14 protein-coding genes are annotated in these 15,276 nt (G+C 35.6%); 6 read left to right on the forward strand and 8 right to left on the reverse strand.

Translation table 11 applies throughout. The annotated features are described in order from the left end of the window. Positions 1–446 precede the first annotated feature (446 nt). Positions 447–587 (forward strand): CbrC family protein, encoded by a 141-nt coding sequence (locus H3U96_RS11460; RefSeq protein ID WP_199283300.1) that lies wholly within the window; start codon positions 447–449, stop codon positions 585–587. Between the two features lie 106 nt (positions 588–693). Here H3U96_RS11460 and H3U96_RS09840 read toward each other — a convergent pair whose 3' ends face one another. Further along, complete coding sequence (locus tag H3U96_RS09840; RefSeq protein WP_086361308.1) at positions 694–1,344, reverse strand: hypothetical protein; 651 nt, start codon at positions 1,342–1,344, stop codon at positions 694–696. Between the two features lie 514 nt (positions 1,345–1,858). After that, on the reverse strand, positions 1,859–2,782 hold the full coding sequence (locus tag H3U96_RS09845) for an L-lactate dehydrogenase (RefSeq protein ID WP_065578437.1): 924 nt from the start codon (positions 2,780–2,782) through the stop codon (positions 1,859–1,861). 378 nt (positions 2,783–3,160) lie between these two features. Here H3U96_RS09845 and H3U96_RS09850 point away from each other — a divergent pair, with 378 nt between their 5' ends. From H3U96_RS09850 to H3U96_RS09865, 4 genes are read left to right on the forward strand one after another with little or no spacing between them, the layout of a single operon-like run. Continuing rightward, positions 3,161–4,039, forward strand: a complete 879-nt coding sequence (locus H3U96_RS09850; protein WP_086321044.1) for a metal ABC transporter substrate-binding protein — start codon at positions 3,161–3,163, stop codon at positions 4,037–4,039. Beyond that, entirely contained in the window at positions 4,039–4,935 is an 897-nt protein-coding gene (locus H3U96_RS09855) for a manganese/iron ABC transporter ATP-binding protein (protein WP_086360513.1), read from the forward strand. Before H3U96_RS09850 ends, H3U96_RS09855 begins: the two co-directional genes overlap by 1 nt. Beyond that, on the forward strand, positions 4,936–5,802 hold the full coding sequence (locus H3U96_RS09860; protein WP_065578440.1) for a metal ABC transporter permease: 867 nt from the start codon (positions 4,936–4,938) through the stop codon (positions 5,800–5,802). It begins immediately after the preceding gene. Further along, a complete protein-coding gene (locus H3U96_RS09865) occupies positions 5,799–6,635 on the forward strand; it encodes a metal ABC transporter permease (RefSeq protein WP_086360514.1) in 837 nt (278 codons plus the stop codon). The genes H3U96_RS09860 and H3U96_RS09865 overlap by 4 nt, the downstream gene beginning before the upstream one ends. 59 nt (positions 6,636–6,694) lie before the next feature. Here H3U96_RS09865 and dnaB read toward each other — a convergent pair whose 3' ends face one another. From dnaB to H3U96_RS09880, 3 genes are read right to left on the reverse strand one after another with little or no spacing between them, the layout of a single operon-like run. Then, a complete protein-coding gene (gene dnaB / locus H3U96_RS09870) occupies positions 6,695–8,119 on the reverse strand; it encodes a replicative DNA helicase (protein WP_232347777.1) in 1,425 nt (474 codons plus the stop codon). Positions 8,120–8,168: 49 nt separating this feature from the next. Beyond that, positions 8,169–8,960 carry a tRNA pseudouridine(38-40) synthase TruA gene (gene truA / locus H3U96_RS09875; protein WP_086360516.1) on the reverse strand — a complete coding sequence of 264 codons (792 nt, stop codon included), beginning with the start codon at positions 8,958–8,960 and terminating at the stop codon, positions 8,169–8,171. After that, positions 8,947–9,954, reverse strand: a complete 1,008-nt coding sequence (locus H3U96_RS09880; protein ID WP_086356795.1) for an aspartate-semialdehyde dehydrogenase — start codon at positions 9,952–9,954, stop codon at positions 8,947–8,949. Before H3U96_RS09880 ends, truA begins: the two co-directional genes overlap by 14 nt. A gap of 177 nt (positions 9,955–10,131) precedes the next feature. Between H3U96_RS09880 and H3U96_RS09885 the strand changes: the two genes are divergently transcribed. Next, positions 10,132–11,181, forward strand: a complete 1,050-nt coding sequence (locus tag H3U96_RS09885) for a LacI family DNA-binding transcriptional regulator (RefSeq protein WP_065578445.1) — start codon at positions 10,132–10,134, stop codon at positions 11,179–11,181. 29 nt (positions 11,182–11,210) lie between these two features. Here H3U96_RS09885 and truB read toward each other — a convergent pair whose 3' ends face one another. The 3 genes from truB to infB all read right to left on the reverse strand — a co-directional run bounded on the left by truB (position 11,211) and on the right by infB (position 15,275). Then, positions 11,211–12,113, reverse strand: coding sequence for a tRNA pseudouridine(55) synthase TruB (gene truB / locus H3U96_RS09890; protein WP_065614091.1), 903 nt, complete (start codon positions 12,111–12,113; stop codon positions 11,211–11,213). Positions 12,114–12,179: 66 nt separating this feature from the next. Beyond that, positions 12,180–12,557, reverse strand: a complete 378-nt coding sequence (gene rbfA, locus H3U96_RS09895; RefSeq protein WP_034882735.1) for a 30S ribosome-binding factor RbfA — start codon at positions 12,555–12,557, stop codon at positions 12,180–12,182. A gap of 66 nt (positions 12,558–12,623) precedes the next feature. After that, a complete protein-coding gene (gene infB, locus H3U96_RS09900; RefSeq protein ID WP_065578447.1) occupies positions 12,624–15,275 on the reverse strand; it encodes a translation initiation factor IF-2 in 2,652 nt (883 codons plus the stop codon). Position 15,276: the final 1 nt, after the last annotated feature.

Raw genomic sequence — 15,276 nt, forward strand, 5'->3', positions numbered from 1 at the left:
TTATTTTTCGATTCCGAAAATGAAAATTAGACACTAGGAAGTGGTACATAAATCCAAACGTCTATTGAGTATGTCAATTGATAGCACCATAAAACAGGTTTATAAAAAGCTTTTCGTTTTTGGAACAAACAGAAGCCCAATAATGGTAAACACTGTTAAAGTCAGCATTAATTTAATTGTACATACCCCCTCATATTGATAAGAGTCCATCACTAATTCGGCACTAGTAACGAGCAACTTGCGCTGAAGTTATGGCAATCATTATGAGATCATCACATAAACTAACAAAATTAGTTAATTAATCAATCGATGAATGATGATAGACGATATTATATACACTACCGTGTATGATTGAAAGTAAGATCATGTTAATTACCCTACAGGGGGCGAATCAATTTTTTAGTTAACACTATATTTTCTCAATGTATTATTAAAGAGTTAATGGTATAGAAACGCAAAAATTTGCTGGTTCATTCAATGATTATATAAGTGTCGAAGTTATACCTAAGGATAAACTTGATGAAGTGTTATATAGAACACCAAATTATATATCTTGGCAACAACAAGTGATGAGTTTGCTAAACTGATTTGATTAATATTTATAGAATAAAAAAACCTCATATTGAAGTGACCCCCAGTAATTGGTTGTCCAACTATTGGGGGTCACTTCATTTTTTTTATTTGGTTAGGTTCTTATTTTTCTAATTTCATTCTATTATTTAAATCTTCATAAATAATTGAAACACCGTTATCAAATGCAGATGACACTGAAACATCAGATAATTTGAAGATAGTTTCTTTTCCTGCTAACAGTGTATAAGTCGATACAGTCATTGGCTTATCGTTTAGATATGATGCATGAGCAACAATATCAACATTTTCGCTAGTATCATTTTTGAGTTTTATTGTTACTGATGGCTGTATTTTAGACATTCCAGACTTACTGACTTTGTCAATTTTAGTTTTTAAGGTTGGTGACATTTTTAACACCATACCTCCACCAAAATCGGCATTAGCTAATTGGATATCACCAGTTAATTCTTTACCACCAACAGTGATAGGAATTTCAAATAACGCTTTTGAATCCATTTTTTCTCTATAACATTCAATATATTTGGCATCACCAAATACTTCGGTTATCCCCTTTTTAGCTTCGATTAAGCTGGATGATTCATTACGAGAATCTTTATAATCAGCACACGCGGTCACTTCTACAATTAATTTTGATGAAATAGTTTTCACTGTTTCACTATTTATATCACTTAAATTTACGGTTGGAGTCAATTCGACTTTACAGCCAGTTAATAACACCACCGACATTATAGAGATAAGTACTTTTTTCATGTATTAATTCCTTTTATTAAAACAATCTCATTAAGGTAATTGAATTAGATTTAATTGCTAATAATTAAAGTTAAAATTATAACTAAAATATATAACGATATATTACATAATAATGATTCCAATCAAATAGGCAAATAACCACTTTTTTGGTAATAATTGTGTAATCAGTATTTAATTATATGATAGTTATAAAAATAATATTATTAATTGAAAAATATGCAAATCAAAACTATTCACCAACTTCAATTAATTCTGTTGAAATAATAAAAATTAGAATGTAATAATAAGGATTATCTACTGAGGATATTGCGAAGGTGATTGTTCAATTGAATCAAGTTTACAAAATTTTAAATACTAAATATCAACGGACGTTTACCTTAATAAAGAATATAAATCGTATATTTAATATTTCATTTAAAAATTTAATTAAATAATTTGTATTATAGTAACGTTGGGCGTAATCAATAACTGATAATAAGTCTGAAAACGCCCTTATAATCAAAATTTTTAACAATTACAAATTAATATGATCAATGTATCCTTTCACAATATCGACACTATTGGTGAATAATTTTTTTTCGTTGTCATTAAAATCAAGTTCAATAACTTTCTTAATACCATGTTGATCTAAGATTGCCGGTACGCCTATTGCTAAATCTTTATAACCATACTCACCATCTAATACACAACTAAGTGCTAATGCTCGGTGACTATTGGTAAAAATATGTTGGCAGATCTCTGCAATAGTGCTAGCTATACCATATTCAGTACAATGCTTATATTTGACAATTTCAAAGCCTTTGTTTTTAGCTTTTAGTCCAATATCATTAAAATCGATTTTTTTACTTTCTAAATCATTGAGATTGATACCATAAACCGATGAGTGTGACCAAACTGGAAACTGCGAATCACCATGTTCGCCAACAATAAATGCATCAATACTTTGTGGACCAATATCCATTTGTTCTCCCAATAGGCGTCGTAAACGCACGGTATCAAGCCAAACACCAGTACCAATAACTCTATGACGAGGTAAACCAGATAACTTCCAAACTTGATAAGTAATCGCATCACACGGATTAGTAGCAATTAAAAATATTCCTTTAAAGCCACTTTTCATCATACTAGGAATAAGATTAGACATAATTTTAGAAGTACCAGTAAGTTCTTCAGCTCTACTTTTTTGCGCTAATCCGGAGGTAACAGTAATAACGGCAATATCAATATCTGCACAGTCCGTCGATTCACGCAAACTGACTTTAATCATATTTTGTCGATAGGCGGCAGCATCTAACAAATCCTGACCATGACCGTAAGCTAAATCCTTATTAAGATCAACCAGTGCAATTTCTTCACAAAATCCACGATTGACCAATGTATAAGCTGTAGTTGAACCAACATTACCTACACCAATAATCATCACTTTACGTAGTTTCATGTTTAACCTCGTTAGTTTTTTAAGTTGTAATTGAACTTTATTGTCAGATATTACAATTATCACTAAGTTTAACACTACATTAGCTATCAATCTAATAGATGTATCTATCTACGCTTTTTTTGTATCTTTATTTAACATTAATCGAATTAGTTATAAAAATAATTTGACTTTCATTAATTAAATGATAATAATTCTCATTAGCATTTAAATATTATAGTTTTGTTATTAGGAGTTTATTTAGAAAAGGATTTCATTCATTTCTAACTAATTTTATCTATAACTTATTTTTATATTTCAATCTAGCTTGAAAAGGTAGTATTTGATAAGGATTCGCTAATGAAATTTAATTTTTTTAAAAGCCGCAGAACATTATTAAACATGATATTAACATCATTGTTAGTTTTAACTGGCTTAGCTAATTCAGCATCGGCTGATGAAAAGAAATTTAAAGTGGTTACCACATTTACCGTCATTCAAGATATTGCCCAAAACGTTGCCGGTGATGCTGCAATTGTTGAATCCATTACTAAGGTAGGAGCCGAAATTCATGAATACGATCCTACCCCAAAAGATATTACTAAAGCTCTTTCTGCTGATTTAGTGCTTTGGAATGGTTTAAACTTGGAACTTTGGTTTAAACGTTTTTTTGAGGATATTAAAGATGTACCTTCAGTTGTAGTTACAGAAGGAATCGATCCAATGCCAATTCAAGAAGGCAGTTATAAAGGTAACCCAAATCCACATGCTTGGATGTCACCAACCTTAGCTTTAACCTATATTGAAAATATTCGAGCCGCTTTTGTTAAATATGATCCTAAAAATGCCGAAATCTATAATAAGAATGCCGCAGATTATGTAGCTAAAATTAAAGCGCTAGATGCCCCACTTCGTGAGCGTTTAGCTAAAATTCCAGAATCACAACGTTGGTTAGTGACTAGTGAAGGGGCATTCAGTTATTTAGCGCGTGATTATAATCTTAAAGAAGCTTACTTATGGCCAATTAATGCCGAGCAACAAGGCACGCCCAAACAAGTTAAAAGCCTTATTGATCTAGTTCGAGCGAATAATATTCCGGTCTTATTTAGTGAAAGCACCATTTCAGATAAACCAGCTAAACAAGTCAGTAAAGAAACCGGTGCTAAATACGGTGGTGTGTTATATGTTGATTCACTTTCAACTCAAGATGGCCCTGTACCAACTTATATCGATTTGTTAAAAGTGACTGTTGAAACAATCGCTAAAGGATTTGAAAAATAATGACTCAAATTTGCTTAAATGTTGATGATATTACCGTGACTTATAATAACGGTCACACCGCAATTCATGATGCAAGCTTTCGCTTAAATGGTGGCACAATCTGTGCGCTGGTTGGCGTTAATGGTAGTGGTAAATCAACACTATTTAAAAGCATTATGGGCATGATAAAACCAACTAAAGGACAAGTGACTTTTAATAATATTTCGGTAAAACAAGCATTGAAGCAAAATATTATTGCCTATGTTCCACAAACTGAGGAAGTCGATTGGGATTTTCCGGTTTTAGTTTCTGATGTGGTGATGATGGGACGCTATGGTCATATGTCTTTTTTACGAATACCAAGTAAAGAGGACAAAAGACAAGTCGATTTGGCGCTAGAACGGGTCAATATGTTGGATTTTAAACACCGCCAGATTGGTCAGCTTTCTGGTGGTCAAAAAAAACGTGTTTTTTTAGCAAGAGCTTTAGCTCAACAAGGTAAGGTTTTATTGTTAGATGAGCCATTTACCGGCGTTGACGTTAAAACCGAAAATGCCATTATCGATCTGCTTAAAGATCTTCGTGATGAAGGCCATTTAATTTTGGTTTCTACCCACAATTTAGGTAGTGTCCCTGAATTTTGTGATCAAGTGGTGTTAATTAACCAAACCGTATTAGCTTTTGGCGAAACAAAAACCACCTTTACACCACAAAATTTGATGACAACTTTTGGTGGTGCTCTACGTTATTTAAGCTTATCAGGTGAACAATTGCATGAGGATGAAGATCCTCGCAAGATGTCGATTTTAACTGATGACGAACGTGCTGCTGTATTTTACGGTGAAGGTAGTGATAGTTCATCTCATCAGGATTTATTAGTCGAACCAACGATAATTGAACCTAAAGGGCAAAACTAAATGGAACTACTTCTAGAACCTTTTACCTATGGCTTTATGTTAAAAGCTATTTGGGTAAGTAGTATAGTTGGCGCCGCTTGTGCATTTTTATCGGCGTTTTTGATGTTAAAAGGCTGGTCTTTAATGGGTGATGCCCTTTCCCACTCTGTAGTACCAGGTGTGGCTGGTGCCTATGCGATCGGCTATCCTTATTCGGTTGGGGCGTTTTTTACAGGATTGTTGGCTGCCTTATCAATAATCATTGTCCGTGCTTTTACTCGTTTAAAAGAAGATGCAATTATAGGTTTTATCTTTTCAACCTTTTTTGCTATTGGCCTTTTAATCATCTCATTAAATCCAACCTCAATTAATGCCCAAACCATTATTTTTGGGAATATTTTGGGAATTGATGATAGTGATATGAGACAAGTGCAAATCATCATTCTGGTTTCATTTATTTTATTACTCTTATTCTGGAAAGATCTGTTAGTGGTGTTTTTTGATGAAACACATGCACGCTCTATTGGTTTAAAACCATTACCATTAAAGATTTTATTCTTCACTATTTTAAGTGCTTGTACGGTTGCAGCTCTGCAAACTGTGGGAGCAATATTAGTCATTGCGATGGTGGTAACGCCAGGAGCAACCGCTTACTTACTCACGGATAGGTTTACAAGGTTATTAATTATTTCAGTGGTTATTGGTGCATCAACTAGTGCAATTGGCGCTTGGATAAGTTATTTTTTAAATGGTGAAACCGGTGGCGTAATTGTGACACTACAAACCTTAATCTTTTTGACTGCTTTCTTCTTTGCGCCAAGACAAGGATTGATTTCAAACCGTCGTCGAATTAAGCAAGCAAGACGTATTAAAGGGGGAGCAGTATGACTATATTATGGGAGCTTATTTATCATCCCCTAACAATTCCTTTTGTTCAACGTGCTATTCTGGCCGCCTTAGCTACGGGGATTGTTTGTGCTTTGCTGTCATGTTTTTTAGTATTAAAAGGCTGGTCATTAATGGGGGATGCTATTTCTCATGCAGTATTACCTGGTATTGTACTCGCTTATTTAATTGGAATCCCCCTAATGATAGGTGCGTTTGCTTCAGGATTATTTTGTTCTGTCGCCACCGGTTATATTAAGGAAAACAGTCGAATTAAAGAAGATACCGTGATGGGTATTGTTTTTTCGGGAATGTTTGCTTTTGGCTTGGTGTTATTTTCTAAAGTAGAAACATCCCAACATTTAAACCATATTCTATTTGGTAGCGTATTAGGTACTAGTTATCAAGAATTAATACAGATTATTACTATTGCGGGCATTGTTTCGGTTATAGTGATTGTTAAGCGCCGCGATTTAATGTTGTACTGCTTTGATGCCGTACAAGCCAAAGTGGTTGGTTTACCAGTTAAATTATTGCATTACGGTTTATTAAGTATTTTGGCGCTAACCATTGTTGGATCACTTAAAGCGGCAGGTGTTATCTTAGTTATTGCAATGCTAATTGCCCCAGGTATTACTGCATTTTTGTTAACCAAACGTTTTGAAAAGATGTTAGTGATTGCGGTGATTGTATCAGCTTTTTCGACGGTAACCGGTACATTAATCAGTTTTCATCTAGATGCCTCAACCAGTGCTTGTATTGTGATTTTACAGGCGTTTATCTTTGTTATGGCTCAGTTTTATCGAGTCTATGCTAACCATAAGATAAAATGTTAATTGAGCTAGTGTAAATGTTATGTTTTTTCACATTTACACTAGTTATTTAGTTGAGTTTATTATTCATCATCTAAATATTTACCGGCATCAGCATAATTATCAAATCTTGAAAATTGACCTTGGAATTTTAATCTCACTTTACCTATTGGACCATTACGCTGTTTACCTAAGATGATTTCGGCAATACCTTTATGTTCCGACGCTTCATTATAGACTTCATCACGATAGATAAACATAATCACGTCAGCATCTTGTTCAATAGAGCCTGATTCACGTAAGTCAGAGTTAACAGGTCGTTTATCGGCGCGTTGCTCTAAGCTACGGTTAAGCTGCGAAAGTGCAACAACTGGGATTTGCAATTCTTTTGCTAAGGCTTTTAATGAGCGTGAAATTTCGGCGATCTCAAGTGTTCGGTTTTCAGAAATATTAGGTACACGCATAAGCTGTAAATAATCGACCATGATCATACTTAATCCTTTATGTTCACGATAGATTCGTCGTGCCCGTGAACGCAACTCCATCGGTGTTAATCCTGAGGAGTCATCGATATAGATATTTTTCTTCTCAAGCAGTAAGCCCATAGTGCTCGATATTCTAGCCCAGTCATCATCTTGTAGTTGACCTGTACGAATACGAGTTTGGTCGACACGTGATAGAGATGCTAACATACGCATCATAATTTGCTCTGACGGCATCTCAAGACTAAAAATAAGAACTGGTTTTTCTTGCATCATAGCGGCATTTTCACAGAGATTCATGGCAAATGTCGTTTTACCCATTGATGGACGAGCCGCAATAATGATTAAATCTGAACGTTGTAAACCTGCTGTTTTCTTGTCTAGGTCAAGGAAGCCTGTCGATACTCCAGTCACCCCATCATGTGGGCGCTGGAATAGCTCTTCAATTTTTGCTACCGTAGCTTCAAGCACATCGGTAATATTTTTAGGCCCTTCACCTTGCTTGGTACGACTTTCGGCAATTTGGAAAATTTTGCTTTCAGCTAAGTCTAAAATTTCCGTACTATCTCGACCTTCAGTTGAGTAACAGTTGTCGGCTATTTCATTTGAAGCACTAATCAATTCACGCAATATAGCTTGTTGACGAATAATATCGGTATACGCAACCACATTAATCGCACTAGGAGTATTTTTAGAAAGTTCAGCTAAATACGCAAATCCACCAACATCGATCAGTAAATCCTTACTTTCTAAACTTTCAGAAAGTGTAATTAAATCAATCGGAGTACCACGACTGACTAAGGTATGCATTTCTGAAAATATTAATTGATGATGACGAGAATAAAAATCACGGTCAGTAATCATTTCTGCGACAACATCCCAACGTTGATTATCCAACATTAGGCTACCAAGCACAGCTTGTTCTGCCTCAATAGAATGAGGAGGCAACTTTATATTTTGCAAATTTGATTTTTTTGCGTCTTGATTTTTCAGTTCTTTATTCGAACTTGTTTCATCATTTTTCATTGCATTCATCTTTGTATTTTTAAATTCATTTAACCTATAACTAATTAGCTTACTGTATAAATAATGGGCCTAAAGCGCAATTAGGAAGTTGATATTCTAATGGATAATCCACCTGAACTAAATATAATCCTTCAGGTTTTGCCGTTGCTGCTGCTTGGGTACGATCTTTTGCCGCTAATAAAGCTTCGATCCATTGCGGTGGTTGATTGCCTGCGCCAACCTCTAGCAAACTCCCGACAATATTACGCACCATATGGTGAACAAAGGCATTGGCTTTAATATCGACAATAACATATTCGCCCTGTCTTGTAACTGCAATATGATGAATATTACGCCAAGGTGTCCGTGATTGACACTGCGCCGCTCTAAACGATGAAAAGTCATTTTCACCTAATAAATATTGTGCTGCTTGATGCATGAGTTGTTCATTTAATGGCAGATAATAGTGTGATACCCCTTTAGCTAAAATAGCCGGACGATAACGGTGGTTATAAATCACATATCGATAACGGCGAGCTGTTGCGCTAAATCTAGCATGAAAACTATCATCAACACTTTTTGCCCAGCGTACAGCGATATTGTCAGGAAGATGGGAATTGACACCCATTGTCCATGCTCCTTCAGCACGCTGAGCAGTGGTTTCAAAATGAATGACTTGCCCTGTTGCATGAACTCCGGCATCAGTTCTCCCAGCGCAAAATACCGCGATAGGTTCATTAGCGATTACTGACAAAGCCGATTCTAATCTTTGTTGTACTGAATCAACATGTTGTTGACGTTGCCAACCAAAATAACCGCTACCATCATATTCGATACCTAAGGCAATCTTACAGGTAGTCATTAATTAAGATCTCTAACGTCTCGATTAACATTAAACCACCTAAATAACGGACATTATCCGCCACTGACCAAAATTGGATTTGCTCATAATTACCATAGCTGTGTCGTAAATTAGCGAGTTTGATCGTCAGATTACTTTCAGCATCAGTATTTACTTCGGTTACCGGTGTTGGTAAATCTTCACTTTTTACTTCAACGCCAAATTCATCAAAACGAGCCATATCTAATTCAATTGGTAAACTGCTTGAAACATTAACCGCTTGAGCCAATCCATAAAATACCGGAACAATAACTGATTCAATAGAGATAGGTAAATCATAATTGCTTATCACTTTACGGATTTGATTAATTTGTGAGTGTTCACCTAAACTTAGGTGGTCAGACTCATGGGAAACAGGTAATAAGTTAAAAGCAAGTTGATTGTCAAACAATTGATTATCAACAGGCATACCATTTAGTAACCGAGCACTTTGCCCAGCAAGTTCGTCAACACCGGGTTTGCCATATAGTGATGATGGAATAAAGCTACTTACATGTAGATTAGTTAACAACTGGATATCAGCTAATGACGCCACGCAGCGCAATAATTGAGATACCGTTGGGCTAGCTACAGCAATGATGTTTTCATTGCGATATTCGGTTAGTACACTGTTATTTACTTTCGGTACAATTAATGGAATATGATCTTGATCAGCAAAAAAGCCACTAGCATCGATAACAATACAACCTGCTTGTGCGGCTGTTTGAGCATATTTTTCGCTGGTTTTACTGCCGGCAACAAAAAAAGCAAAATGGCATTGGCTCCAATCCATCTGCTCACTATCAATTACCGTTAAATTTTTACCCGCAAAGCGCACAACTTCACCGGCGCTGTTGTCGCTACCGACTAAATAGAGATTTTCAATTTCAATAGTTTTTGAGTTATTTAATAACTCAATTAGCGCAGAACCCACTTGTCCTGTCGCACCAACAATGGCAATATTCCATGCAGACATATGATAAACCCGAATTAAAAAATTTAGTGGCAATTATACCACTATATTGCCAAATATTTCGCAAAAAGATGTTTTCTAACTTTGGAATCTTGCTCGAAAAAATAGATATTAGCTAATTACAATTTCGCTGTTCTTCGTTAAAGTAATTATATCTCTTGTTCGGTTTCAGTAAGAATTATGGCAAAAATTACATTATCAGCGATTGCGAAAAAAGCTAAGGTCTCAGTGGCATCTGTATCTAGAGTACTAAGAACACCTAATATGACATCGTCACAAACCCAATCTGTTGTTTATCAAGCAATGAAAGCCTTAAATGTTGATCTGTCAGAAAACTTGAAAGACTACCAACTAGATCATACCAGTAATAGAATATTAATTATTGATAATCAACTCATTTCAAAAAGTTTAATCAATTACGGTATTGAACAAGCTTTATATGCAGTCAAATTACAATTTTGCTATCTACAATTTTCTTACCAAGACGATAGTGATATTTATCATTTGGTTCATTACATTACTCAAAATCGCTTTATTGGTATTTTAATAATTAATCAAGCACCTTATTTAGAGAATCTATATAGTTATAAAAAATCATTACCGCCAATGGTATTTGTAAATCATTACAAACATAATTTTTCTTGTGTCTATTTTGATCATCTCACAATTGGTTTTAAAACAACGCAACAGTTAATTAAAAAAGGTAACCAACGGATCGCTATTTTTGTTAATAGCGATAAAAGTATTAACTCATCTTTTTTCCTCCAAGGTTATCAACAATCCTTTCAACGATATAATTTACCAATTGATTCCGACTATATCATTCAAGGCTGTTTAACTTATGAACATGGACGAGATGCAATTAAAACCTTATTAAATAGTAATAAACCACCAACAGCTATTATTTTTGAAGATTTAAGCAGTTTGTCCTTCTTCGATTCAGATAGCTATCATGCACAAAATTATTTATCTTGTTATCGTTCTCTATTTGGAGCCTTACATCAAGTCAATAAAAGCCAATCAAATCAGTTAAAATCAATGTCAATTGCTTATATTAGCCATAGCAATGAATATCAATATAATGATTTGGATAAATTGAATAGAATTAACAAACCACTCTATGAAATGGGCAATAAATCAGTACACTTACTTTGTGATTTACTTAAACAAAATATGACATCGTTAGCACGATGCCATATTATTGAAACTGAAGCTTTTTTTATTAACTAATCTTCTATTAATGAAAGGTAATAAAAAAATTAAGAAGTAGAAATCAATCTTTTAGGTGACAATTTATCCAATAGTTGAATACCAGCACCAATAAATTGTTGATCTTGATATATTCTAACTAAAGTTTCTACTGCTACACTGTCAGCTAATTTAATTGTTCTACCTAATAAGATATCGCTACCTTGGCTATCATTCAATTGCACTTTCGGGCTATCTTGTAATGGACTATCTACCGGCATGAGTAATTGTGCTTTATCAGTAATATTTTGTAATTCATCCAAGCTAATCATTTTATCAATTGGATAATTTGACACTTGTAAACGTCTTAAATAAATCACATGGGCTCCACAACCAAGTAATTCACCTAAATCATCAATGATAGTACGGATATAAGTCCCTTTTGAACAATGGATCTCTAACGTTAATTCCTGTTTAGCCGAATCGTATTGAATAAACTGGTTTTCGTAAACCGTGATCGGTCTGGCTTCTCGCTCAATGACAATACCTTGACGAGCATATTCATAAAGCGGCTTACCTTGATATTTTAAAGCCGAAAACATGGTTGGAACTTGTAAAATATCACCACGAAAATGAGTTAATGCTTGCTCTATTTGAAGTTGAGTAACATCAACAGGTTTAGTACAGATTATTTGTCCATCAGCATCAGACGTGTCTGTACGCTCACCCAATTTAGCAATTACTCGATAACGCTTGTCAGAATCTAATAAGTATTGTGAAAATTTAGTTGCTTCGCCAAAACAAATCGGTAACATTCCGGTTGCTAAAGGATCGAGAGCACCAGTATGACCTGCCTTTTTAGCATTAAATAGTCTTTTCACTTTTTGTAAGGCATCATTTGATGTCATGCCTTGTGGTTTGTCTAATAACAAAACGCCGTGAACATCACGGCGAATTTTCTTTATATTCATCATAGATATTTAAATTGAAACGGATAACACTCCTCAATATTTTTTACAAAAATTGAGTGCTTTTAATTATTAATCTTTATGACGTTCGTTGTCTTGCTTAATCACATCAGAGACTAAACTAGACATCTGCATACCTTTGACAAGCGATTCATCATAAAAGAATTTAATTTCAGGAATAATTCGTAAACGCATGGCTTTACCGATCAACGTTCGAATATATCCTTTTGCATCATTTAAGACATTCAATCCTTGTTCAATAACTTGTGGATCATCATCATTTAAAAAAGTGACAAATACTTTGGCATAAGAGAGATCACGTGAAATATCTACACCAGAAACAGTCACCATGCCTAAGCGTGGATCTTTGATTTCACGCTGTAAAATAATCGCAATCTCTTTTTGTAATTCATGTCCAACTCGAGATGATCGATTAAATGCTTTTGCCATATCTATTTTCCTTAAAATGTGAATAAGCAAGGTTAAAACCTTGCTTATAACATGTTAACGTATTAATTAAATAGTACGTTTGATTTCGACAGTTTCAAAGACTTCGATAGTATCACCTACACGAACATCGTTATAGTTACGAACACCAATACCACATTCCATACCGTTACGAACTTCGTTAACGTCATCTTTGAAGCGACGTAGTGATTCAAGTTCGCCTTCATAGATAACCACGTTATCACGCAATACACGAATTGGATTATGACGTTTAACTACACCTTCAGTTACCATACAACCAGCGATTGCACCAAATTTAGGTGATTTAAAGACATCACGTACTTCAGCAAGGCCAATAATTTCTTGCTTATATTCTGGGGCAAGCATACCGCTCATTGCTTGTTTAACTTCATCAATTAGGTCATAAATAACCGAATAGTAACGGAGATCTAAGTTTTCTGCTTCGACAACTTTACGCGCAGATGCATCAGCACGAACGTTAAAACCTAAAATGATTGCATTAGATGCTGCAGCAAGTGATGCGTCAGTTTCAGTAATACCACCTACACCTGAACCAATGATTTTAACTTTAACTTCATCAGTAGATAGTTTAAGTAATGAATCAGAAATTGCTTCAACGGAACCTTGTACGTCAGCTTTAAGGACGATATTAAGTTCAGATACATCACCTTCAGTCATGTTAGTAAACATGTTTTCAAGTTTAGCTTTCTGTTGACGAGCTAGTTTAACATCACGGAATTTACCTTGACGATATAAGGCTACTTCACGAGCTTTCTTTTCATCACGCACAACCGTCGCTTCATCACCAGCTGACGGTACACCAGAAAGACCTAAAATCTCTACCGGAATTGAAGGACCAGCTTCAGTAACTTCTTTACCTAATTCGTTACGCATCGCACGAATACGTCCATATTCGAAACCACACAGTACAATATCGCCTTTACGTAGTGTACCTGATTGAACTAGTACGGTAGCAACAGAACCACGACCTTTATCAAGGAATGATTCTATAACCACACCACTAGCCATACCCGTTTCATAAGCAGTAAGCTCAAGAACTTCTGCTTGTAACAGAATCGCTTCTAATAATTGGTCAATACCAGTTCCCGCTTTTGCTGAAACATGGACGAATTGAGTATCCCCACCCCAATCTTCTGACATAACGCCATATTGAGCTAGTTCGCCTTTAACACGATCTGGATCGGCTTCTGGTTTATCAATCTTATTTACAGCAACAACGATTGGCACATTCGCAGCTTTAGCATGCTGAATAGCTTCAATTGTTTGTGGCATTACACCATCATCAGCAGCAACAACAAGTACCACTATATCCGTTGCTTTAGCACCACGAGCACGCATTGAAGTAAATGCAGCATGGCCAGGAGTATCTAAGAAAGTGATTTCACCACTTGAGGTTTTAACATGGTAAGCACCAATATGCTGAGTAATACCACCGGCTTCACCTGAAGCAACTTTCGCTTTACGAATATAGTCAAGAAGTGATGTTTTACCATGGTCGACGTGTCCCATGATAGTCACAACTGGAGCGCGTGATACTTTTTCAGCACCTGTATCACGGTCGCTCATTAGTGATTCTTCAAGTTCGTTTTCACGACGAAGTACCACTTTGTGTCCCATTTCTTCAGCAACCAATTGTGCAGTTTCTTGGTCAATAACCTGATTAATAGTTGCCATTGCCCCCATTTTCATCATGGTTTTGATAACTTCTGAGCCTTTTACAGCCATTTTGTTGGCTAGCTCGGCAACAGTGATGGTTTCACCAATAATTACATCTCGGTTAACAGCCTGAACTGGTTTGTTAAAGCCTTGTTGTAAAGTACTTTTGCCTTTTTTCTTGTGGTTACCACGAGTTACAGCTCGAGCTTCTTCACGTTCAGCTTTACCTTCAGATAATTTGCTGGTTTTTTTCTGTTTAGTCTGTTTAGTACCACGACCACGACCTCGACCACCTTCGACTTCACGATCGGTATCATCTTCAGCCGCACGAGCATATTTAGAGGTAGTTACGTGATAATCTTCATCATCACTGTTATTATTGGTTTCTTCTGTTTCGTTATATTGTTCAGCAAGTTTGCGCGCTTCTTCCGCCATACGTTTAGCTTCTTCTTCAAGTTTACGGCGGTTTTCTTCTTCAGCTTTACGTTTAATTTCGTTAGCTTCAGCTTCTAAACGTGCTTTTTCTTCCTGTGCTTTTTTCACTTTTGGATCAGCTGCTTGTTCTTGAGCAGCTTTAGCTTTTTGTTCTTGACTACGCTTTTTAGCTTCTGCTTCTTCACGTTTCTTTTGTTCTTCAGCAGCTAATTTTGCCTTTTCTTCGACTTTTTTACGCGCTTTTAACTCAGCTTCTTGTTTGGCTTTTTGTTCCGCTTCAAGACGTGCTTTTTCTAACTCAGCGGGATCTTGTTTAACAATAGTTCGTTTTTTACGAACTTCAACTTTGATTTCTTTACTCTTACCTCCACCGCTAGACACATTCAATGTTGAATGTGTTTTACGTTGTAGCGTTAATTTTGTTGGGCCTTGCTGAGGATTTAAATGCGCAAGCAAAGCTTCTTTTTCCTTTTGGGTAACAGAATCCGATGCAGTTTTTTTAATACCAGCATCAGCAAACTGTTGCAAAAGCGTTTCCACTGGAGTTTTTATCTCTTGAGCCAGTGTTTCGATTGATACTTTGGTCATG

Source organism: Gilliamella sp. M0364 (genome assembly GCF_016100565.1).
Classification (GTDB): domain Bacteria; phylum Pseudomonadota; class Gammaproteobacteria; order Enterobacterales; family Orbaceae; genus Gilliamella; species Gilliamella apis.